Annotated in this window: 18 protein-coding genes and 3 tRNA genes; 3 read left to right on the forward strand and 18 right to left on the reverse strand. The window is 51.6% G+C overall.

Annotated features, from left to right (window positions below; all coding sequences use genetic code 11):
• Positions 1-2: 2 nt before the first annotated feature.
• The 10 genes from ACTS9Y_RS05475 to ACTS9Y_RS05520 all read right to left on the reverse strand — a co-directional run bounded on the left by ACTS9Y_RS05475 (position 3) and on the right by ACTS9Y_RS05520 (position 9277).
• Complete coding sequence (locus ACTS9Y_RS05475) at positions 3-620, reverse strand: hypothetical protein (RefSeq protein WP_442584968.1); 618 nt, start codon at positions 618-620, stop codon at positions 3-5.
• Positions 617-2167, reverse strand: a complete 1551-nt coding sequence (locus ACTS9Y_RS05480; protein WP_442584969.1) for a hypothetical protein — start codon at positions 2165-2167, stop codon at positions 617-619. The genes ACTS9Y_RS05475 and ACTS9Y_RS05480 overlap by 4 nt, the downstream gene beginning before the upstream one ends.
• Complete coding sequence (locus ACTS9Y_RS05485) at positions 2139-3338, reverse strand: type II secretion system F family protein (protein WP_442584970.1); 1200 nt, start codon at positions 3336-3338, stop codon at positions 2139-2141. The genes ACTS9Y_RS05480 and ACTS9Y_RS05485 overlap by 29 nt, the downstream gene beginning before the upstream one ends.
• Positions 3335-5053 (reverse strand): GspE/PulE family protein, encoded by a 1719-nt coding sequence (locus tag ACTS9Y_RS05490; protein WP_442584972.1) that lies wholly within the window; start codon positions 5051-5053, stop codon positions 3335-3337. Before ACTS9Y_RS05490 ends, ACTS9Y_RS05485 begins: the two co-directional genes overlap by 4 nt.
• 2 nt (positions 5054-5055) lie before the next feature.
• Positions 5056-5769, reverse strand: coding sequence for a hypothetical protein (locus ACTS9Y_RS05495; protein ID WP_442584974.1), 714 nt, complete (start codon positions 5767-5769; stop codon positions 5056-5058).
• 10 nt (positions 5770-5779) lie between these two features.
• A complete protein-coding gene (mshL, locus tag ACTS9Y_RS05500; protein WP_442584975.1) occupies positions 5780-7705 on the reverse strand; it encodes a pilus (MSHA type) biogenesis protein MshL in 1926 nt (641 codons plus the stop codon).
• Between the two features lie 127 nt (positions 7706-7832).
• Entirely contained in the window at positions 7833-8846 is a 1014-nt protein-coding gene (locus ACTS9Y_RS05505; protein ID WP_442584976.1) for a GGDEF domain-containing protein, read from the reverse strand.
• 147 nt (positions 8847-8993) lie between these two features.
• A tRNA-His gene (locus tag ACTS9Y_RS05510) sits at positions 8994-9069 on the reverse strand.
• Between the two features lie 17 nt (positions 9070-9086).
• Positions 9087-9163 (reverse strand) — tRNA-Arg (locus ACTS9Y_RS05515).
• A gap of 37 nt (positions 9164-9200) precedes the next feature.
• A tRNA-Pro gene (locus ACTS9Y_RS05520) sits at positions 9201-9277 on the reverse strand.
• An 82-nt stretch (positions 9278-9359) separates the two neighbouring features.
• Between ACTS9Y_RS05520 and folD the strand changes: the two genes are divergently transcribed.
• The gene (folD, locus tag ACTS9Y_RS05525; RefSeq protein WP_442584977.1) at positions 9360-10217 is read left to right on the forward strand and encodes a bifunctional methylenetetrahydrofolate dehydrogenase/methenyltetrahydrofolate cyclohydrolase FolD; all 858 of its coding nucleotides are present in this window, start codon (positions 9360-9362) and stop codon (positions 10215-10217) included.
• A gap of 140 nt (positions 10218-10357) precedes the next feature.
• A complete protein-coding gene (gene dksA, locus ACTS9Y_RS05530; RefSeq protein ID WP_442584978.1) occupies positions 10358-10780 on the forward strand; it encodes an RNA polymerase-binding protein DksA in 423 nt (140 codons plus the stop codon).
• Positions 10781-10935: 155 nt separating this feature from the next.
• Here the strand turns inward: dksA and ACTS9Y_RS05535 are convergent, their stop codons facing one another.
• The 8 genes from ACTS9Y_RS05535 to ACTS9Y_RS05570 all read right to left on the reverse strand — a co-directional run bounded on the left by ACTS9Y_RS05535 (position 10936) and on the right by ACTS9Y_RS05570 (position 18864).
• On the reverse strand, positions 10936-12057 hold the full coding sequence (locus ACTS9Y_RS05535) for a deoxyguanosinetriphosphate triphosphohydrolase (RefSeq protein WP_442584979.1): 1122 nt from the start codon (positions 12055-12057) through the stop codon (positions 10936-10938).
• Between the two features lie 12 nt (positions 12058-12069).
• Positions 12070-13149, reverse strand: a complete 1080-nt coding sequence (gene aroB / locus ACTS9Y_RS05540; RefSeq protein ID WP_442584980.1) for a 3-dehydroquinate synthase — start codon at positions 13147-13149, stop codon at positions 12070-12072.
• Positions 13137-13679 carry a shikimate kinase gene (locus ACTS9Y_RS05545; RefSeq protein WP_442584981.1) on the reverse strand — a complete coding sequence of 181 codons (543 nt, stop codon included), beginning with the start codon at positions 13677-13679 and terminating at the stop codon, positions 13137-13139. Before ACTS9Y_RS05545 ends, aroB begins: the two co-directional genes overlap by 13 nt.
• An 80-nt stretch (positions 13680-13759) precedes the next feature.
• Positions 13760-15967, reverse strand: a complete 2208-nt coding sequence (gene pilQ, locus ACTS9Y_RS05550) for a type IV pilus secretin PilQ (RefSeq protein ID WP_442586904.1) — start codon at positions 15965-15967, stop codon at positions 13760-13762.
• A gap of 50 nt (positions 15968-16017) precedes the next feature.
• A complete protein-coding gene (locus ACTS9Y_RS05555; protein ID WP_442584982.1) occupies positions 16018-16548 on the reverse strand; it encodes a pilus assembly protein PilP in 531 nt (176 codons plus the stop codon).
• Positions 16545-17192: a type 4a pilus biogenesis protein PilO gene (locus tag ACTS9Y_RS05560; RefSeq protein WP_442584983.1), complete on the reverse strand. Its 648-nt coding sequence runs from the start codon at positions 17190-17192 to the stop codon at positions 16545-16547. Before ACTS9Y_RS05560 ends, ACTS9Y_RS05555 begins: the two co-directional genes overlap by 4 nt.
• Positions 17193-17200: 8 nt before the next feature.
• Positions 17201-17794 (reverse strand): PilN domain-containing protein, encoded by a 594-nt coding sequence (locus ACTS9Y_RS05565; RefSeq protein WP_442584984.1) that lies wholly within the window; start codon positions 17792-17794, stop codon positions 17201-17203.
• Positions 17791-18864, reverse strand: coding sequence for a pilus assembly protein PilM (locus tag ACTS9Y_RS05570; protein ID WP_442584985.1), 1074 nt, complete (start codon positions 18862-18864; stop codon positions 17791-17793). The genes ACTS9Y_RS05565 and ACTS9Y_RS05570 overlap by 4 nt, the downstream gene beginning before the upstream one ends.
• Positions 18865-19084: 220 nt before the next feature.
• Here ACTS9Y_RS05570 and ACTS9Y_RS05575 point away from each other — a divergent pair, with 220 nt between their 5' ends.
• Complete coding sequence (locus tag ACTS9Y_RS05575) at positions 19085-21508, forward strand: penicillin-binding protein 1A (protein ID WP_442586905.1); 2424 nt, start codon at positions 19085-19087, stop codon at positions 21506-21508.

The following is a 21508-nucleotide window of genomic DNA, read 5'->3' on the forward strand; positions in this document are numbered from 1 at the left end:
CCTCATGTAGGGTTTAATGAAGCGGGAAACATCTGCGGAAAGTTAAACAATTGCAATTCGCATTGCGCTACGATTAACTCAGTGGATTCCTCAAGTGCCCATGTACAGCCACGCAACAAAAACATCCCGGTATACGCTTGCTGCAATGGCTGCAACCAATCCAGGACATCTGCTTCATGGTTAACCGTCCAGCGCATCTGCACTGTAGTCACTGTCATCGACAATCCGGCTAGCGGTTTGCCTGGCCAGAATGGTTCGCATGCCGCGCCTTCACAGGTGATAGTCGGCTGAATGTCGTACTGCATATGTGACAAATGCCATTGCTGCTGTAGTGCAAGCCAGGAAGCTGTCCATTGTTGCGGGTCTGCTGGCCGGTTGATTCCTAGCTGTTGCCAGCGAGCGCGATGCAAAAGATAGAAAGTCACGTCCGGCTGATAACTTGCGTTATGCGCGGCTTGCTGCCGGGTAGTATGTAGCTGCTGTTTCAGTTGCTTTAATTCACGCATGATTTCAATTTGTCTTAAAGAATGAAAACCCAGTAACGCGAAACCCAGCAAGCTCACCAGCAACCAGGCGGCTAAAAACCAGCGCAGGGCATGCCAATATCTGCTCGTGATCATGCTGCACTTTCCAATGGACGTAACCTGATGGTGAGTGATGGTTGATGATCAGGCGAAAGTGATTGGCGCGTATCGCCTTTTTGTGTCTGGCTAGCTGATTCGGCTGAAACACTGATTTCTTTTAGCTCAAGGATGTCAGGGTGCTGGCGTAACTTCTCCAGCAGCAACTGCCATGCCTGCTGCGTATCAGAAGAAATCACGCCTTGCTGCCGGGCAAGCCTGATTGTGATGGTTTCCGTCCAGAGGCTATCTGCCTGTTCAGAATGTTCATGCCTGGGCTCATCAGTGAAGCCAGAAGCAACCCCGTACTCCCATGCCAGCGTCTTTACTTGCCACACCGGCTGCCCTGCCATCACAGATTGCAGTATTGCCATGGCCCGATGTGGAAGGCGCGCAGAGGTTTCCAGAGCCTGCACAGATTGCGACAGTATTTGTAAACGTGGCAGATCCGCTTCGGGCACCCCCAAACCGGGTTGCGCAGACTGCCATAAATGCAACTGAGCGTTAGTGCGCTGGATATCGGATTGCATTTTTTGCAAGGCCTGCTGGCTTATCCAGTTTGCCACGACACACAAACAAATCATTAAAATGCAGGCGGCGATAATATTGCGTTTAGCGCTGGCGATACGCGCGTTAAGCAAAGAGGCTTCCGGTGCAAAATTGGGCAGTCGGCGGCTATGGCGCAATACCTGGATAGCCGCCCAGTCCATAACACTTAATCCCGCCGGTACAGGCTGCCATCCTGACTGGCGCAGTACTTCTGCATAAGAGAGATTGGTTTGTTGAATGACCGTTGGCAGCGGCCCCAAGTGAAAGTCATTGTGATCGGCATCTTCGCTCAACCAGATCAAATGAACTGGCTCGACTTCCTGCAGCCATTTCTGGCTCACTAAATATAACCTGGTCTGGGCAATCTCACTGCTGATACGCGTGCCCAGGGATGTATCTTGCTTTAGCGTCAGCAGACGGCTGAAAAGTAACTTTGATCGGCATAGGTAGCGGATAGAAAGCTGCTGACTTTCGAACCAGGCGATCAGGCACTGCGCATGCCCAGATTGCCAGTGCGCAACCCAGCAAGGGGTACACAAAGCCTGGGTATACACGCCTTGCACACGCATGGTTTGCTGCTGCAACGCCTGTAACCACTCACGCAACGGCGGGTAATGAATAGCTGAAAACAGGTAGAGTTGCTCTTGATTGGCACTTTGCACGCTACCGATTTTATGCACGGTGTGCAGGCCTTGTGCATATGGCCATACAGCCAGTCGGCGGGTCAGTAACTGTTTTCTGACTGTACCACGCACAGGCGGCAATACTTCAACATGGTAATGCTCATCGGCAATATCCGTGAGGAAATAGACGCTTGCACCAGTAGCTTGTTTAAGCCACTCCAGCAGTAAACCTTGATTCTCCACATTAGCCGGGAAAACACGTAGCGCGTGATATCGCCAGCCCATGAAGTGGACCACTCGCCATTGATCATGCGTCACCAGAATGACAAGCTGCTGTTGCACCATATTAATACCGCAGTGTCGAAAAACTGTCATACACCGGTAGCATGACGGCTGCCATCAAAAATAACAGCATCAGGCCAAGCACGATGGTTAACAACGGTTCCAGCAATCGTAGCAACAGTTGTATCTGTGCCTGAACCTCCCTGTCATAGAAAGCGGCTTGTTGCGCGAGCATCCGGTCTAACACGCCAGTGGTTTCTCCCACCCGTATCATGCGTACCAGCAATGAGGGGAAGCAGCCGCTAGCAGCAAAGCTGCTCGCCAGGCCTTCACCTGCCTGCACCCGCTGCTGCACCTGATTTAAAGCCTGCGCCATGGCACGGTTATGCAATAAGGGCTGGCACCACTCTAGTGCTTGTAGCAACGGGATGCCGGTTTGGTACATCAACCCGAGAAAGCGACATAGCCTGGTTAATACCAGCTGATGGCATAAGCGACCGATGACCGGCAATTGCAACAGTTTTTGATCCCAGTAAAGGGCCCAGGCAGGCGAACGCTTGATTGCGGATCGCACCCCTGCCACCAGCAGCACCAAAACCACCAACATGATGCCGCCATAAGCCACCACCCAGTCAGACAAGCCAAGCAGCATGCGGGTAGACCACGGCAACTCCTGGCCCAGACTGTGCAGAAAACCCACCATCTGCGGCACCAGAAAAGTGAGCATGACGGCAGCGGCGACACTAACCATCACACACAATAATGCAGGATATGTCAGCCCACGCTTTGTCTGCGCTATCAGCTCGGCCTGCCATTGCAGTGTCTGCGCCAGATGGCCAAATATCTCAGGCAACTGCCCGGTATGCTCGCCCGCGGCGACCAGGTGGCAGATCAATGCGGGAAACACCTGTGGTTGCAGATGCAAGGCTTGTGATAGCAACTTTCCTGCTTCCAGCTCATGGTGTAAGCTGCGCACCGCCTCTGACATTAAACGGTGCTCGCACTGCCCGGCTAACTCCTCCAATGCCTGTAGCAGGGGCACCCCTGCTTGCAGCAATTGCTCCATCTGGATACAGAATAAAATCAGATGTTGCGCCTGAATACGCGGCTGCAACCAGGCCTGGGGCTGCCCGATCTTCACTGTCAGCAATTCCAGCCCTTGCTGTTGCAGGGATGCTTCCAGCGCCTGTTCATTCGCCGCTTGCAGGGTGCCGCGTTGTGGTCGCCCATGATGATCAATCGCCGTGTAACGGTAACTGTTCATACCGCCTGCCCGTGCAGAATTGCACTGATATCGACGACCCGGCGCAGTTCCTGCAAGCTGGTTTCTCCTGCCAGCACGAGTTGCAACCCCTCTTCTGCCAGGGTGGTGTAGCCATACAACCGCGCCTGTTGCTGTAACGCCAGCGTTGAAGGCTGGCTAGCCAGCATCTCATCCAGTTCTGGCTGCATGGTGAGAATCTCCATGATGGCTAACCGCCCCCGGTAGCCGCTCATGCGGCACTGCTCGCACCCAGCGGGCTCATATAAAGTCATGCTGCCTGGTGCATTGCTCAAGTGCAAACTTTGCAAGCATGCCTGTGTGCTGGCATCGGGTTTAGTTTGAATTTTGCAATGTGCACATAGCCGCCTCAGCAGGCGTTGCGCGATCACACCGACCAGGCTACCCGCCATCATTTGCGGGCTGATACCAAAATCCTGCAACCGTGCAAAAGCTGCAATCGCGTGATTGGTATGCAGGGTGGTCATGACCAGGTGTCCGGTCATGGCTGCGCGGATAGCCATGGCGGCAGTGGGCTCATCGCGTACTTCGCCAATCAGGATAATGTCGGGGTCTTGTCGCAAGATGGCCCTGATACCGCTGACAAAATCTACTTTGTTAGCTTCGTTCACCGATGTCTGTCGCATCAGCATATGCGGATATTCCACCGGGTCTTCCAGCGTCATGATATTCACATGCTGATGGTTGAGATGCCCGAGCATAGAGTACAGCGTGGTGGTTTTTCCGCTACCGGTCGGGCCGGTCACAATCAATAATCCTTCCGGCTTTTCCAGCATGTTTTTAACTAACCGCAATTGCGGTGGCCGCAAGCCCATCTCATCGAGAGGAGTAATGGATTTATCCCTGTCGAGGACGCGCAGCACGATATTTTCACCATGCAAGGTAGGATGGCTGGAAACTCTGAAATCGATCTGGCTACCACATAAAAACAGGTTCACCCGCCCATCCTGCGGCGTGCGCTGCTCGGCAATATCCATTCCAGCCAAAATCTTGAGCCGTACACACATGGCAGGCCAATAGCGGTCATGCAGGCTGCGGATTTGCCACAACACGCCGTCTATCCGGTAGCGTATCCTGAGAAATGCCTGCTCCGGCTCAAAATGGATATCCGAGGCACCCTGCTTGACGGCATCTACCAGAATGGCATTGACCAGGCGGATCACGGGCCGCGTATCCTGTTGCGTCAGCCCCTGGGCATGCACGGTTTCCTGTTCTATTTCATTCAAGATCGCATCCAGCAGCAAGTGATGCCCATAACATCTATCCAGCGCCTGCTCGATATGCGTCTCGGTAGCCAGCACTGATTTCAGTTGTACTTCGCGGCCCAGTAAATAACGCAACTGATCTAGCACTGCCACGCGATTCATCTCCGCCATGGCGACCCGCAACACTTTTTGATCGGCAGAAAAATCCAATGGCAACACACGATGTTGTTTGGCAAACGCCTCAGGCACCATGGCCAGCACTTCAGGGTCCGGGATCACTTGCTGCAAATCGATACTTTCCTGCGCATGATGCTGGGCCAACACATCCCTGATCATGGCATCCGTCACAAAATGCAGCCGTACTAGCTGCTGGCCAAGTAACAAGCGGCTTTCACGCTGCTCTATCAAGGCGATCTCCAGCTGGTCTGTCGTGATCATGCCCTTAGACAGCATCCAGTCACCCAAGCGCTTTTTGTCTGCGTTACTCAACATGGCTATCCTTGTTCCTTGATCGAAGAAACTTCGTTGCCCATCACGGTGCCCTCTTCATAATCCGGAATCTCTTGCCGCAACTTCTCCAGATATTCTTCCTCGCTTTGGCTATCGCCCAACTGCCGGGAAACCAGCAGCATGCCCGCTATCGCTTCCACACTATGCGCATCCTGGGTTAAAAGCATGAGAAAAGCCTGCCTGGCTAGACTGACTTGCCCGGATTGCAAGAGCTCGTGTGCGTTGGCAATTATGCCCTCCATGTGTGTTGTTGACATGGATGGACGGTGAATTTGCAAGTGCCAAGGCCGCATTTGCTGTATGGGCACTTTAGCTGTGCGATGCGGCCTTTCAAGCTGCGCATGTTGCTCGGCTGGTGGTGCTTCCTGTACTGGCGGCTTATTTAACTGAAACAATGTTTCATTGTTTTTTACGGCAACCAGGCTGTTTGACACCTTTTGTTCAATAGGTACATGACTAGTCAGCAGGGGTGGTGGCTGCATGTTTTTCAATCCGACTTCTGCCGTATGCGACTGTGTATCAAAAAACATCGTTTTGATTAGCACTGCCGTTACTACGCCCATCAGCGCCATACCGGCAGACAACAGCGCGGTTAGCCCTGTCTCGGTTTTCCAGGTAGGTGTCAGCACCAAAGAGCCGCGATATACCTTTTTAAACGACAGATAAAGTTTGATCCGCCTGATAAATCGCTTGCTCATGGGATAATCTTCATGATGGCTCGCCCAATCCAAAATCAATATCGTCTGCGGGCAATGACTCCGGCAACAAAGATTCAAATGGCTTCAGGTCACCTGCTTTGACATCGGCCAGACCAATGACAGTGGGCCGCAAGAAAACCACTAGCTCTGTTTTTTTAGCCGCCTGATTTTTACCCTGAAACGCATAGCCGATGAGCGGGATACTCGCCAGCCCAGGCACTCTATCCTTGAAATCACGCTGGTCTTCCTGCATCAACCCGCCCAATATCGCTACATTGCCGCTGGCGATATTGAGGACAGATTCCATTTCGCGTACCTGTATTTCGGGAATACTGCTGACGATGCGCGTGCTGCCACTGCCCAGTTGCGGGTTAGGGTCTTCTATATAACGCAGCACTTTGGAGACGGTTGGGCGCACATTCAGATTCACGCGTTTCTGGCTATTGATCTGGGCGGTCACTGCCATCACCAGCCCTACCGGCACGGTATTGGCCGTGGTGGTCACCGCCTGCAGATTTGCGCCGTTATTACTGCTGCTTTGTGAGATTTGCGACTGGATAGTGAAGTACACCAGGTTATCGACCACCTTCAAAATCGCGGTCTGGTTATTCAGCACCATTAATTTGGGGCTGGAAAGTACGCGCGTTTTGCCAAACTGCTCGAGCAAAGTGACACTGGCACTCAAATTGCCAAACCGGCTAAATGGGTTGAAGTATCCCAACATAAACGCCACATCGCCGTTATTCTGGCCAAGCGCATTTTTACTGTTATTGCTTTCGAAGCGGCTGGTAGTGCTATTGAATTGTGCGGCGTCGTTGCCCAATGATTGCGAAAATTGCCATCCACGCTGCTGGGCGGATGAAGACAAGCGGCTCCAGTCTATGCCCATCTGGAAACTTTTACTTAACTCTACTTCTACGATCGTCGCTTCGATCAGCACTTGCCTGGCTGCCACTTGCATGACGGACTCCAGATAAGCCTTCACTTGCGCCTGCTGGCTATGCGACGCGCGCACCGTGAGTATGCCAGTCTCGGGATTGGCGATTAATCGTGAAGCGCGCCAGCGAATATGCGCTTGCTGTGCTTTTTCTGACCTGGCAGCAGTTTGCGGAGATTGCGTATTTCTCTCAGCATTCTGGCTAGTCGTTTCGCCCTCTAAAGGCTCTGAGACTGGTAGCACCAGACTTGTGATAGCTGTGCTGGCTTCCACTACTTCGTCTCTGGCGATAGTCGCTTTATCAGTTTCTTCCAGCAAAGCCTGGATATTTTGCACAACGCTTTCCCATAAGTGGTAACGCGATTGTGTTGCAACGGCCGTTCGCGAACTGTTGCTATTGCCGCCTGGGGTTGACAGCGATGTGACCGCTGCACTATTACTATTTTGTGGGGATCCGGTGGCTGGTCTGCCAGTGCTATTGATCTCGCTAGCCACACCGATAAAACCTGTGGTATCACGCGTCATATTCACGTAATTCAAACGGTAGCTGCGCAATACCGGCATATCCGGCGCAATCGACCAGACACCATTGCCCCACTCGTAATACATATCCACCTGCCTGGCGATACGTGACAAGATCGCGGGGATAGATTGCTGTACCGCATGTAAGGAGACCTTGCCTCTCAAACCAGGATGGATATCCATATTGAGATGGCTTTCCCTGGCAAGCGCCTGCAAGACTTCCTGCACTGGTGCTTCCTGGACCACAAGGTTGATTAATAAGGTAGGTGTTGCTGATTTGAGAGGCGGTTTGGCCACCAGCGCGGGCTCAACTTCAAGCGCGTCAACTTCAGGATAATTGACTAGCGGTGGGGTGAATGTGTTATGTGCCCTGAGTTCAGGCAGGTGTAAAGTGGAATGACGATTGCCATCATCTACAGCCTGCCTAGCGCATGCTATAAGCCATAGACAAGCAAGTAGTATGGCTGCGAAACGCATCCACTCCCCCTGATGAATTTGATTATTGTTAACATATATTAATAATAGTTAATAATAATTGTCAAATCATCAGAGAAACTGGCGCAGGTAACTTCAAGTTTTAAATGAAAAAAATCGGGCACGAAATTTAAAACAGTTCGATTTCGCCTGCTTTAGTACTGTCACTGAGCAGACCATTTTCAATCAGCTCTTCGTAGAAACATATCTGGTTTCTACCATGTTCTTTGGCGTAGTATAAAGCCTCGTCAGCGCGCTCCAACACCGTGTTTGGCAGCACATTCAGTGCCATGCGTGAACAGCCGACGCTCATGGAAACGTGCCCCACCTGTGGAAAGACATAGGCGTTCAACGTCGTTTTAAATCGTTCAAGCAAAACAGTGATGTCATTTTCATCTGCACATGAAAATACACCGACAAACTCCTCCCCGCCAAAGCGGAACAGCAAATCGCCTTCGCGAAAGGTCTGCTGCATCAGCCGGGAAAGCAATAACAAGACTTCGTCACCAATCAGGTGACCATAAGTATCATTAATTTTCTTGAAAAAATCGATATCAAAAATGGCCAGGAAGTGATGCAGCGGAAACTTGAATTCAGGCTTGTAATCATTGAGCAGGATTTTGCTGACGCAATGATCAAAGGTTTTGCGATTGAGCAGCCCGGTTAACGCATCACGCTCGTTCTCGATAATCAGGCTGGCATAATGATGAAACATATCCAGGCATTGTTTGATCAAGCCTATCGCTACGTCATCCAGGGCTTCATGCTGTATCAGCAGGATGGCATGCTTGTGCGCAATGCTTTGTTGTAAAGGGAAAATATGCAGCTTGCCGCTACTGGTTTCCAGACATTCATATTGATGAGAACCCTTATCCATGTGATCCAGCAATAAGGCGTAATTTTCCGGCATCCAGCCATCAAATGCCGCATGGGTGTTCTTACCATCTTCAAGCGTATGGATGACAGAAACCAGTTGTCGCCTTGATAACACCTGCATTCTGATCGGCTGCGGTTGGGCCGCGAAAACATTTAACCAGTGCTGCATCAGCGAAAGCAAGGCTGGGTCCAGCGCAAGACTCTCCCTGACCTTAGTAAGGTCAGTAAGCGCTTGCATAAATTCGCCAAGATGTAATGGAGTAGTCATGTGTTCAGCATTAAGGGTTTTGAACACTTTACCAGAGGCAAGCTTCCGACTTACTGGCGAAGAGAGCCAGTATTTTTAATCAATCTTTTAAATTTAGCTAAATATTAAAACGAATGTTAGATATGGCTGGAAACAGCAGGAGATAAATGGGGTGGCTGATGGGGCTCGAACCCACGACAACAGGAATCACAATCCTGGACTCTACCAACTGAGCTACAGCCACCATAGAGACTTTTACATTGGCCTGCCCGACAGGAATCGAACCTGTAACCCCCAACTTAGAAGGTTGGTGCTCTATCCAGTTGAGCTACGAGCAGATAGTAGTTACATTACGATTGGGCATTCCAGAGAAACTGGTCGGCGTGGAGAGATTCGAACTCCCGACATCCTGCTCCCAAAGCAGGCGCGCTACCAGACTACGCTACACGCCGAAAGCAGGAATATAACCGATTTTCCGAAATCGTGTCAATCCTGATGTGATAAAATTCTATTTTTAACGATGATTTTTTGCTCATGAGCGCACACATTATTGATGGTAAGCAAATTGCCAATCAACTATTAGACGATATTAAAAATAATATTGACCAACGCCTGAAAGCCGGTAAACGCGCCCCTTGTCTGGCGGTTGTACTGGTAGGTGATGATCCGGCATCTGCCATTTATGTACGCAATAAACAGATCGCCTGCGAGAAAGTAGGCATTGTTTCCCAGGCGCATAGATTGCATGCCAGCATTTCACAAACGGAGTTATTCAGCCTGATTCAAACCCTGAATCAGGACCCGAATACCGATGGCATTTTGGTGCAATCACCCCTGCCGCATCATATTGATGAAACTGCGATTCTGGCACTGATAGACCCGGCCAAAGATGTGGATGGCTTTCACCCCTACAATATAGGCTTACTGGCCGTGCGTCAGCCGCAATTGCGCTCCTGCACGCCTTATGGCGTCATTAAAATGCTGCAAGCCAGTGGCATTAACCTGAAGGGGCTGGATGCGGTGGTGGTCGGCGTTTCTAACCATGTCGGCCGCCCCATGGGACTGGAATTATTGCTGGCTGGCTGTACAGTGACCAGTTGCCATCGCCATACCAAAGATCTGGCAGCGCATGTATCGCGCTCGGATATCGTGGTCGCGGCCGCGGGCAAGCCTAGACTGATCAAAGGGGAATGGATCAAACCAGGCGCGATTGTGGTGGATATCGGCATTAACCGCCTGCCGGACGGCAAACTAGCGGGTGATGTTGAATTCGAGGTAGCGAAGTCACGCGCCGCTTATATTACGCCGGTACCTGGTGGCGTTGGACCCATGACAGTGGCAACCCTGATGGAAAATACGCTGAAGGCGCTGGAACTAAGGGAGCAGGCTTAACTGGCAAAGCCGCCCTTTGACAAAGATGCTTTGCAAGCCCATAAAATCGGTGTAAACTCGCGCGATTATTGATTAACGTAATGCAGTAAAAAGCGCCGTAAAGGCAGTAATATCAAGTAGTTTCGTCCTTTGGAACCATCATGGCAGACACCGTTAACAAATCTTTTGTCCCTTACCAGCCAGCCGCCGGTGAGGAGTACATGAACAAAAAACAGCAGGATCATTTCAAAAGCATCCTCAATAACTGGAAAGCTGAACTGAGTCACGATATTGACCGTACGGTGCACACCATGCAGGACGAAGTGACTAGCTTTGCGGACCCGAACGACCGCGCGAGCCAGGAGTCAGACATGGCTTTGGAGCTGCGCAACCGTGACCGCGAACGTAAGTTGATCAAGAAAATTGACGAGACATTGCGCAATATCGATGCCGGCGACTATGGCTACTGCGAAGGCTGCGGCATTGAGATCGGCCTCAAACGCCTGGAAGCACGGCCAACTGCCACACTGTGTATTGATTGCAAAACGCTGGATGAAATGCGTGAAAGGCAAGTCGCTAAATAGCTAACTGCGGTAAAAAAGCGAGTGCGCAAACTGCCACTCGCTTTTTTATTTTCCCTAACCACCCTCAACACGCTTTCAGCCACAACGCGGGCGATTGCTCAGCTAGCCTGGGTATCTGGCCTGATCCAAAACCACCAGCAACACCCTTCAGCCCCTTACCAGCTTTCCTCAACAGAAAAAAGTCGCTTATGCTCGCGTATCGCATAGCGGTCTGTCATGCCAGCAATATAATCGGCGACAGCACGCGCCGGATCCTGCCTGGCTGCGAGCTGGTGCTCATCTGGCATTAACTTGGGTGATTGCGTAAAAGCAGAAAACAACTCTTCAATGATCCGCCTGGCTTTGGCGCTCATACGATTGACTTTGTAATGCTGATATAAATGCTTGTGCAAAAATTTCTTCAGTTCGTGATTTTTAGCAGCAATTTGCTGGCTAAAGCCGACCAAATACGGTGCTTTGCGCACATCTGCAATAGTCGCCGGATTAAGCGCTGCGATGGCCTGCCGACTCTGCTCACACAAATCCACCACCAGCACATTGATCATGCGGCGGATGGTTTCATGAATCAAGCGCTTTTCTTCGATCTCGCCATACAGGTGTTTCACTTCCGCCATATTTTCGGCAAACAGCTGAATGCCAGATAACTGCTGAATGGTGATCAGGCCTGAGCGCAGACCATCATCCACATCATGATTGTTATAGGCGATTTCATCAGCAAAGTTAGTCACTTGTGCTTCGAGGCTGGGTGACCCTTTGTGCAAGAAGCGCTCGCCGACATCGCCTAATTGCTCGGCATTTTTACGCGAACAATGCTTTAAGATACCTTCACGCACTTCAAACGTGAGGTTCAGCCCGTCAAAACTGGCGTAACGGTTTTCCAGCAGATCGACCACCCGTAACGACTGCAGATTATGCTCAAACCCGCCAAAATCGCGCATGCAGTGGTTGAGCGCGTCCTGCCCGGCATGGCCAAATGGCGTATGACCAAGGTCATGTGCGAGCGCAATCGCTTCGGCCAGGTCTTCATGCAAGCCTAGCGTACGCGCGATGCCACGCGTCAGTTGTGCGACTTCGATACTATGGGTCAGGCGGGTGCGGAACAAGTCGCCTTCGTGGTTGACGAATACCTGGGTCTTATATTCCAGGCGGCGAAAAGCGGTGGAGTGAATGATGCGGTCACGGTCGCGCTGAAACACATTGCGCGTAGGTGACTCTTGCTCAACGACCTTGCGGCCACGCGTTTGTTCGGGATTGGCGGCAAAGCTGGCTAAGGTCATTGTGGGTTTCGATCAAGCAGCGAGTGAGAGTGTTTGCTGTAACTTGTCGGCATCATAATCAGCGGTGATCACGGCCTTGCCTATTGCTTGCTGCAAAATCAGGCGAATGCGGCCATCAGCGACTTTTTTATCCAGCTGCATGAGTCGCAAATACTCTTCAGCGCCAAAATCTGGCGCCTCAATCGGTAATCTGGCAGCCTGCAGAATGGCTTTGATGCGCTGCACTTCGGCGGCATTCAGCCAGCCCATGCGTTGAGACAAGTCCGCCGCCATCACCGTACCGGTCGCGACCGCTTCGCCATGTAGCCACACGCCATAGCCCATTGCGTTTTCAATGGCATGCCCAAAGGTATGGCCCAGGTTCAGCAAGGCGCGTTCGCCCTGCTCATGCTCGTCCACTGCCACCACTTCGGCTTTGTTCTGGCAGGAGCGATAGATCGCATAGCTGGTCACGGCAGTGTCCAAGGCCATCAGTGCAGACATATTGGTTTCCAGCCAGTCAAAAAAATCGGCATCGCGGATCAGGCCATATTTGATCACTTCAGCCACGCCTGCGGATAACTCACGCTGCGGTAATGTTTTCAGGGTATCAATATCCGCCAACACCAGTTTAGGCTGATAAAACGCGCCTATCATGTTTTTACCTAATGGATGATTAATGCCGGTTTTGCCACCAACACTGGAATCGACCTGTGACAATAATGTGGTTGGCACCTGGATAAACGGCACGCCGCGCAAATAAGTCGCCGCAGCATAACCGGTCAGGTCACCAATCACGCCGCCACCCAGTGCAATCAGGGTGGTGTTACGTTCACAGCGATTCTGCAACAAATGATCATAAATCGTTTGCAGCGTCTCGCTATTCTTGTAAGCCTCGCCATCGGGCAGAATAATTTCAATGACACTGATGCCCGCTTCACGCAAGGGCTGGGCAAGTGCCTGCATATACAACGGTGCAACGGTGGTGTTGCTGACAATCGCCACCTGCTTGCGTTTCAGGTGTGGCAGGATCAGCTCGACCTGGCTCAGCAGGCCATTGCCGATATGAATAGGGTAGCTACGGTCAGCCAGGCTAACAGTCAAGGTTTGCATGAGGGCTCCAGCGCGTGCAATGCGGTTTCTATTTTTTGAATGATGACAGCCACCGGCTGATGTCCGGTATCGACGATTAAATCGGCTGTTTCGGTATACAGGGGGTTGCGGGCATGGAACAGCTGCTCCAGCTTGGCTTTGACATCGACATTTTGCAGCAAGGGGCGATTTTTATCATTGCGGGTGCGCAGGTATAGCTCATTCACATTTGCCCGCAGATACACCACATAGCCGTATTGTTTAAGAATGGCGCGATTTTCTGGCGCGATGATGGCGCCGCCGCCGGTGGCCAGCACGATATTATCCTGCTGCCCGAACTCTTCCAGGGTAGACGTTTCGCGCTTGCGAAAACCGGCCTCCCCTTCCAGCTCGAAGATGGTGGGGATTTTAACGCCGGTGCGCTGCTCGATCACATGATCGGTGTCATAGAAGGTTTTTCCCAGACTTTTGGCGATCAATTTGCCAACCGTGGTTTTGCCTGCACCCATTAAACCGATTAAAAAGATATTGTTTGGTATACGCTCACCCATAAAAAAGCCCAACCGATCCAGTTGGGCATTTTAAGGCAAAGCTCGCCCGCTGTCAGTAACAGCGGGGTTGCAAGCGGGAATTAGTTCAAGGCCAGCGTCTCATCCATGACTTTAGGGGTGATAAAAATCAACAACTCGGTTTTGTCTTCCTGCTTGGTATTACGCTTGAAAGCGTAGCCGACAACAGGCAAGTCACCAAAAAACGGGACTTTGTCAGTACTTTTACGCGACACTTGCTCATAAATACCGCCAAGCACGACGGTTTCACCATTGCCGACCAAGACTTGCGTTTGCACGTTTTGCGTATTAATGGCCACGCCACCAGGCAACACTTCACCCCTGCTGTCTTTACGTACATCCAGATCCATGATGATTTTCTGATCTGGTGTGATCTGTGGTGTGACCTCCAGGCTTAACTCCGCCTTTTTAAAGCTGACAGCCGTTGCCCCGCTGCTGGTTGCGGTCTGATAAGGGATCTCTACACCCTGTGCAATACGTGCTTTTTGCTGGTTGGCAGTGGTCACGCGCGGGCTGGAAATCACTTTACCGCGAGAATCTGCTTCCAGAGCAGACAACTCAAGGTTTAATAACAAGTTAGCCGACAGCTTGAGCAGGCTCAGGGCGATCCCGCCATAGGCATTGGTCACTGGCAAGTTGGACATCAGGTCAGGTTGCCCATTTGAACTCAGCAGATAGCCATTGGGGTCCACACGCCCGTTATCAAAACCAGTCACTGTTTGCACAGTACCGCCTTGCGTACCTTGGGTGTAAGTACCATTACCCGTTGGCGTAGTGGGTGCGGTGTAAGCCGTGGCTCTATTACCGATGTTGCCACCAATCGCTACGGCCGAATTACTGCCAGGCGTACCCGTTTGCTGAATGCCGAAACGCGCGCCCAGCGCTTTGGAGAAGGTATTGGAAGCGATCACCATGCGTGACTCAATCATCACTTGCTTCACCGGCACATCTACTTTATTAATGATGGTCTGGATCTCTTCCAGCTTCTTGGTCGTATCCTGTACAAAAATGGTATTGGTACGTGCATCGAAAGTCACGCTGCCACGTTGCGACAGAATACGGTTCATACGGCCTGCTGAAGAGCCTGTCGATGATGAAGTACCCGATGTTGAAGCCCCACCACCAGCACCACCGCCCAGTAACATATTCCTGAAATCAGCGGCTTTTTGATACTTCAAGGAAAACACTTCTGTGCGCAATGTTTCCAGCGTTTCACGCTCTGCATCTGCGGTTAATTGCGCTTTTTCCTTGGCTGCAAATTCTTCCGCCGGGGCGATGGAGATCACACTGCCATTCACCCGCATATCCAGGCCTTTGCTTTGCATGATGACATCCAACGCCTGATCCCATGGCACATCTTTCAGGCCTATGGTGACGCTGCCTGAAACAGAATCGCTGACCACGATATTTTTACCGGTGAAGTCAGCAATCACTTTCAGTACATCCCTGACATCTACACGCTGGAAATTAAGCGATAGTTTCTCACCCGCATAACCCTGTTTAGAACCCTGAATCAACTTGTTCTGGTCTTTCACCAATGGCCGGATATCCACCACCAGTTTGCGGTCAGCCTGATACGCTGATTGCTCCCAGTCGCCCTGCGGCTCAATCACAATCTGTGCCTGGTTGTTATGCCGCATGGCGTCGACATACAGCACCGGCGTGTTGAAATTAGTCACATTCAGGCGGCGCTGCAAGGACTCGGGCAACTCAGTGTTGGTGAAATCAATCACCACCGTTTTACCGGCATTTCGCACATTCACGCCGACATGGCTGTCAGACAGGTCGACCAGGATACGGCCTTCGCCATTTTTGCCACGTACAAAATCAATATTCTGGATGCGGTGATTTGCTACTGCGGCTGGCTCCGAGAATCTTTTCGCAGCCGCGGCAGCAGGCACCAGCTCGCCACTTTCCTGCGCGAGCGCGATCAGCAAGTTATTTTGCTGTAACTGCAACTGGTGTTGCACTGGTTTGGATAAATTTAGCACGATACGGCTACGATCATTCGCCTGCGCAACCTGTACGGATTTCAACGCGCCCTGATTGATAGCCACGACATTTTTACCCGTTGCATTACTGGTGCGCGGGATATCAAACACCACTCTTGGCGGATTCGACAAAGTAAAGCTGGCCGGAGCCGCAGACAATGGCCGTGCCAGTTGCAACTGCACATTCAGCCGCCCGCCTGGCAGTGTCGTCACTTCAACCGCTTGCAATTGATTATTACCCGCGGGCATGTCTGCCGCCATCAATGGTTGCGTTGTCATCCCAACGAAAAATAATGCTAGCGGTGTAGCAAAAGATATAAGTGTTTTCATCATTGATGTTCCTGCAATTCCAATGTCGTCATTTGCTCGGTCCATTCACCAGTTACCGTGTCTTGAATGGTCTCTTTAACTTTTAATTCGTATTTCAATGTCTGCCTGTTTTCGGCCAGCGCGGTGATCAGCCCCAGCTTCTCGCCTACATAATTGCCTGGCTTGACCTGGTAAACCATGTTGTCTGGCGTTTGTATGGTGGCAAATATTTTGCTCGCCTTGCTCATCACGCCAACGAACTTCAGGCTTTCCAGCGGATAAGCTTCCAGCGGTTCTTTATGGCGTTTAAGGTCAGGCTGGAAAGTGTTATGTACCGTCGCCTTGCGCGGCACAAACGGGTCATGCAGCGCGCCATCCGCGTTATATTGCTTAGGCGAGAATCCCTGCACTTGCGGCAATGGCTCGATCGGCGCAACTGGCGCATGGTCGGCTTCGTTCATAAACTGCGTCAGATCATCCTCTTTCGAAGCGCCGCAGGCTGCCAGCAGCAGAGTCAGACTAATAATCAACAGGGGTTGAATGCGCATCATTTTTTACCTGCCTTGGCGTCTTCTTGTGCCTTGCGTGCGGCGACTTCTTCCGCATCCAGATAGCGGTAGGTTTTTGCCACCGCTTCCATCACCAGAATATCTCTATGTGGCTGCTTGTCGTCTTTTGCCATCGGCTGCACCTGCAAATTATGCAGGGTGACGATACGTGACAACTTGGCCACTTCGGTCACAAAGGCACCCAGTTCGTGATAACGTCCCAATACCTTGATATTGATAGGTTTTTCAGCATAAAACTCGGCAAACACTTCCGGCTGCGGCACAAAGGCCTCAAACGATAATCCCTGGCTCAAACCGGCCTGATTCACATCCGTCAGCAAGCCATCCATTTCAGATCTATCGGGCAATTGTTTGAGCAACACACCAAAGGTGCGCTGGATTTCTTCGACTTGCTGCTGATAGGCTGGCACTCGCATCGCCTGGGCTTTTTTCGCGAGGTATTCATCGCGCAAACCCTGTTCTTTTTCTTTTTCGGTGTGCAACTCTTTCAAGTTAGGGTTGAGCAGAAACATATACCCAAGTACTAGCACCACGGCCGCCAATATGGTCAGCAGCACCACTTTCATGGGCACTGGCAGGTTGCCGGCGTTTTTTAAATCAATATTGTTAAAATCCGAAAGTTGCATGACGCGCATTATCCTTGTGGGGCCGCCGGCTTTTGCTTAGCCTGGCTATCATCCGGTTGTTCTTGCTTGAGCGTGATCTTGACGACAAACTCATATTGCTTGATGTCCTGCTGGCTAGTGGTCGCCTTGATTTCCACCAGATTGGGGCTATGGATAATGGCCGAACCGCTAAGGTTGTGCACCAGTGAGGCGACCCTGGCATTGGTATCGGCGATGCCTTTTAGTTCTATCTCGTTTTCTATCTGCTTGATGCTTTTCAGCGACACGCCTTCCGGGAGCAGTCTGGCCAGTTCATCCAGTATCTGCACTGCCTGGTTCCTGTCGCTTTGCAAACCTTCCACGATCTGTTTGCGTTCAAGCACATGCTTGATCTGCTCCTTGAGCGTCACAATCACCGCAATCTCTTTATCCAGGCGCCCCATTTCGTCCTGCAAGCGCTGGTTACGTTCCTGCTGGGTACGGATCTGCGCCCCCACATAACTCCAGCTGACAAACAGGATGGCAGCGGCAGCAATCGCGACCAGCGATGCCATTAGGCCAAACTCACGCTGCCGTTCGGCACGGCGGATCTGGCGATGCGGTAGCAGGTTGACTTTAATCATGCGTCTACCCCTCGCAATGCCAGGCCACAGGCGATCATCAGCGCAGGTGCGTCGGTTTCCAATTGTGAAGGCTTCACTTTATTCACCAGCGTCATGCCGTGAAACGGGTTAGCCACCAGCGTGTGTATCTCGGTTTTTTGCTGTATCAGAGCCGCAAGGCCTTCTGTCGCTGCCACGCCACCAGCCAGTAGCAAATGGTCGACTTTGTTGTACTGGGTCGAGTTGGTGAAGAAAGACACAGCACGCGCTGCCTCACCCGCCAGCGTCTGCAAAAACGGTTGCAAAACTTCCTGATCATAAGAATCCGGCAAGCCGCCCTGACGTTTGGCGATCTCGCTTTCTTCAGGAGAAAGCCCGAACCGTCGTTGAATCTCTTGTGACAGCATAGCGCCGCCAAATGCCTGCTCCCGTGAATACACTGAATGCAAACCGACCATCACGCTGATATGGGTGACATGGGCACCGATATCGAGAATCATGGTCACGGTTTTTTTGGTATGCGCGGGTAGTTGTTTAAAAATCTGACGGTAAGCGGTTTCTGTGGCGTAGGCATCCACATCCATGATGCTGACTTTCAAACCGGCTTCCTCAGCCACGGCGACACGGTCATCGATCTTTTCTTTTTTTGCTGCCGCAATCAGCACTTCCACTTCATCTGTGCTTTTACCAATCGGCCCCAGCACCTGGAAATCCAGATTCATTTCTTCCAGCGGAAAAGGGATGTACTGATTAGCCTCGGCTTCGACCTGTAGTTCGAGGTCTTCATCGCTTAAGCCGGCAGGCATGATGACGCGTTTTGAAATCACAGCAGACGCAGGCAAAGCCATCACCACTTGTCGCGCACGCGAACCCAGCAAACGCCAGGCCGAACGTATCGTATCTGCCACCTGCGTTAAATCATTGATATTGCCATCGCTGATCACACCTTTAGGCAGGGCAACGCTGGCGTAACCATCCAGTCGAAACTGGTGCTTGCCAATCGCCGATAGCTCCACCATCTTGATAGCGGTCGCGCTGACATCCACACCGATAAAACTGGTTTTTTTCCGTTGTAAAAAGCCCAGACTCAACTGAATTGCCCTTTGCTAGTATTAAATTCTTAAAGGGGCATGCATCAAACGTGCCAACCCCTCAATTTTTTTATGCATTAATGTAAATTGTGTAAATTATGTTATTGCTCATATATATAGACGAGCGCTGACTATTTGCATGATTCCATAATTAACTGCCGATGAATCAGCAAAAAAAGATTACAATTCAGGGGTAATTCTCACGATGGCAACACTAGGCATGAATTCAAAACGCTGGTTACAGTCTTTTCTTTTTATCTCCATCATCGGCAGTTTGATCGTCGCGGCACTACTGGTATTGATGATAAGCATCCTCTACCCCTCGCTGCCGTCGCTTGAAGCCCTGACCGATTACCACCCGAAACTTCCGTTGCGCATTTACGATGCCGAAAGCAACCTGATCGGTGAGTTTGGCCAGGAAAGACGCGCGTTTGTGCCAATCGAGCAAACACCCAAGGTGATGAAAGACGCCATCCTGGCGATTGAAGACCGCCGCTTTTACCAGCACAACGGCATTGACACCACCGGCATCCTGCGCGCGATCCGCAACAACCTGACCGGGCGCGGCCACGAAGGCGCCAGTACCATCACCATGCAGGTGGCGAAGAACTTTTTCAGCAGCCCGACCACGCCACGTAACATGTGGACCAAAATCAAGGAAGCCCTGCTGGCGATTAAAATTGAAAACGCCATCAGCAAAGATAAGATCCTCGAGCTCTACCTGAACCAGATCTACCTGGGCGAGCGTGCCTATGGGTTTGCCGCGGCCTCGAAAACCTATTTTGATAAAGACCTGCGTCAACTTAACCTGGCGGAAGCCGCCCTGCTGGCCGGCCTGCCAAAGGCGCCCAGCAAATACGACCCTTATATTCACCCGGATTTTGCCATCAGGCGCCAGCATGAAGTACTGCGTGATATGCGCCGCTACAACATGATTTCACAAAATGAATTTGAGACCGCCATGGAGGCACCGCTCAAGTTCCAGTCGTCAAAACGCATGGTGCAGGCATTAGGCGCAGAATATGTGTCTGAAATCGTCCGCACCAGCTTGTACAAACGTTATGGCGAAAAAGTCTATAGCAGCGGATTCAAGGTTTACACCACCATCCACAAACAGCACCAGGAAGCCGCGAATGCCGCGGTGATCCAGGGCATCATCAACTTCGAGTTGCGTCATGGATTCCGCGGCCCGGAAAAAGTCATTCCATTGCCAGCGGGCAAAATGCGGGCTTCCGAAGCCCGCGAATTACTGCGTGATTTTGTCACTTACAACCAGTTTGTGCCCGCCTTGGTCACCAAGGTCGAACCCAACCTGCTCACTTTGGTCACTCAGCGTGGCACCGTGCTCAAGTTGCAGGACAAAGCCCTGCTACTGGTGAAAAACCATATGCCGCCCGCCAAGCGCACACCGACCTCACTGGCCGCAGGTGCCGTGATTCGCGTCTACCAGCAAAACGATAACTGGATGGTGGTGCAATTGCCGGAGGTAGAAAGCGGTTTTATCGCGCTCAACCCGGAAACCGGCCAGGTCAATGCACTGATAGGCGGCTTCAGTTTCCTACGCAATAAATATAACCATGTGACGCAGGGACGTCGCCAGCCTGGCTCAAGTTTCAAACCCTTTATTTATTCTGCTGCGCTGGAAAAAGGTTATTCACCTGCCAGCGTATTTGAAGATGCACCCATCAGCTTTGCCTCTACCGAAACCGGTAGCAACAGCAACTGGGAGCCACGCAACTATGATGAAAAATACGCAGGCCCCATGCGTTTGCGCGAAGCATTGGCACAATCGAAAAACACTATTTCTATCCGCCTGATGAACGCCATCGGTGCGCGCTATGCGCAAAATTACCTGCGCAAATTCGGCTTTAATCCTAAAGACCATCCACCGTATCTGTCCACGGCGTTGGGCGCGGGTTCCACCACGTCCTGGCAACTGGCGGCAGCCTATGCGACCTTCGCCAACAGCGGCTATCAGGTACACCCGTACCTGATCGAAAAGATCACAGACAGTCGTGACAAGGTGGTGATGGCGGTGCAACCAGGCAAGCATATCTCGCAAGAGCGGGTCATAGACCAGCGTAACGCCTTCATTATCACCACCATGCTGCAAGATGTAGTGCGTGACGGCACGGCACGCGCAGCCCTGTCGCTGCGCCGTCCGGATATCGCTGGCAAAACCGGCACCACCAATGACCAGTTTGATGCCTGGTTCGCCGGTTATCACCCCAAAGAAGTCGCAGTGGCCTGGGTCGGGTACGACAACCCGCACAACCTGGGGCGTGGTGAAACCGGTGGCCGTGCCGCTTTGCCGATCTGGATCAAATACATGCAGGACACCCTAAAAGGCGTACCGATTTATCAGTACAAAGTGCCTGAAGGCATACTGCAACTGAAAGTGGATACTTACACCGGCGCACAGGTGGGAGAAGATGACCAGGGCATTTTTGAATACTTCTATGAAGAGCACCTGCCGCAATCTCAACCTGAAAACCTGCCAGGGTTGTTTGACCCTGAGAGTGATCAGGCGCCGGATCAGGATGAACCCTCCTTCCTCGAGCGCCTGATCGGTGAACACTCCGGCGGTGATGAGGACAGAAAAGCACCGGTCAACCCTGCAGCAAAACTATTGAGCCCTAATTAG

This window comes from Methylophilus sp. (genome assembly GCF_052173275.1).
In the GTDB taxonomy this organism is placed as follows: domain Bacteria; phylum Pseudomonadota; class Gammaproteobacteria; order Burkholderiales; family Methylophilaceae; genus Methylophilus.

Bases quoted from the DNA above. Each gene is read 5' to 3' on its own strand.
- ACTS9Y_RS05560 (WP_442584983.1), bottom strand. From the start codon at position 17,192: ATGCAACTTTCGGATTTTAACAATATTGATTTAAAAAACGCCGGCAAC.
- ACTS9Y_RS05505 (WP_442584976.1), bottom strand. From the start codon at position 8,846: ATGACTACTCCATTACATCTTGGCGAATTTATGCAAGCGCTTACTGAC.
- ACTS9Y_RS05565 (WP_442584984.1), bottom strand. From the start codon at position 17,794: ATGATTAAAGTCAACCTGCTACCGCATCGCCAGATCCGCCGTGCCGAA.
- ACTS9Y_RS05485 (WP_442584970.1), bottom strand. From the start codon at position 3,338: ATGAACAGTTACCGTTACACGGCGATTGATCATCATGGGCGACCACAA.
- ACTS9Y_RS05490 (WP_442584972.1), bottom strand. From the start codon at position 5,053: ATGTTGAGTAACGCAGACAAAAAGCGCTTGGGTGACTGGATGCTGTCT.
- dksA (WP_442584978.1), top strand. From the start codon at position 10,358: ATGGCAGACACCGTTAACAAATCTTTTGTCCCTTACCAGCCAGCCGCC.
- folD (WP_442584977.1), top strand. From the start codon at position 9,360: ATGAGCGCACACATTATTGATGGTAAGCAAATTGCCAATCAACTATTA.
- ACTS9Y_RS05480 (WP_442584969.1), bottom strand. From the start codon at position 2,167: ATGACAGTTTTTCGACACTGCGGTATTAATATGGTGCAACAGCAGCTT.
- aroB (WP_442584980.1), bottom strand. From the start codon at position 13,149: ATGCAAACCTTGACTGTTAGCCTGGCTGACCGTAGCTACCCTATTCAT.
- ACTS9Y_RS05475 (WP_442584968.1), bottom strand. From the start codon at position 620: ATGATCACGAGCAGATATTGGCATGCCCTGCGCTGGTTTTTAGCCGCC.
- ACTS9Y_RS05545 (WP_442584981.1), bottom strand. From the start codon at position 13,679: ATGGGTGAGCGTATACCAAACAATATCTTTTTAATCGGTTTAATGGGT.
- mshL (WP_442584975.1), bottom strand. From the start codon at position 7,705: ATGCGTTTCGCAGCCATACTACTTGCTTGTCTATGGCTTATAGCATGC.
- ACTS9Y_RS05575 (WP_442586905.1), top strand. From the start codon at position 19,085: ATGAATTCAAAACGCTGGTTACAGTCTTTTCTTTTTATCTCCATCATC.
- pilQ (WP_442586904.1), bottom strand. From the start codon at position 15,967: ATGACAACGCAACCATTGATGGCGGCAGACATGCCCGCGGGTAATAAT.
- ACTS9Y_RS05535 (WP_442584979.1), bottom strand. From the start codon at position 12,057: ATGACCTTAGCCAGCTTTGCCGCCAATCCCGAACAAACGCGTGGCCGC.
- ACTS9Y_RS05495 (WP_442584974.1), bottom strand. From the start codon at position 5,769: ATGAGCAAGCGATTTATCAGGCGGATCAAACTTTATCTGTCGTTTAAA.
- ACTS9Y_RS05555 (WP_442584982.1), bottom strand. From the start codon at position 16,548: ATGATGCGCATTCAACCCCTGTTGATTATTAGTCTGACTCTGCTGCTG.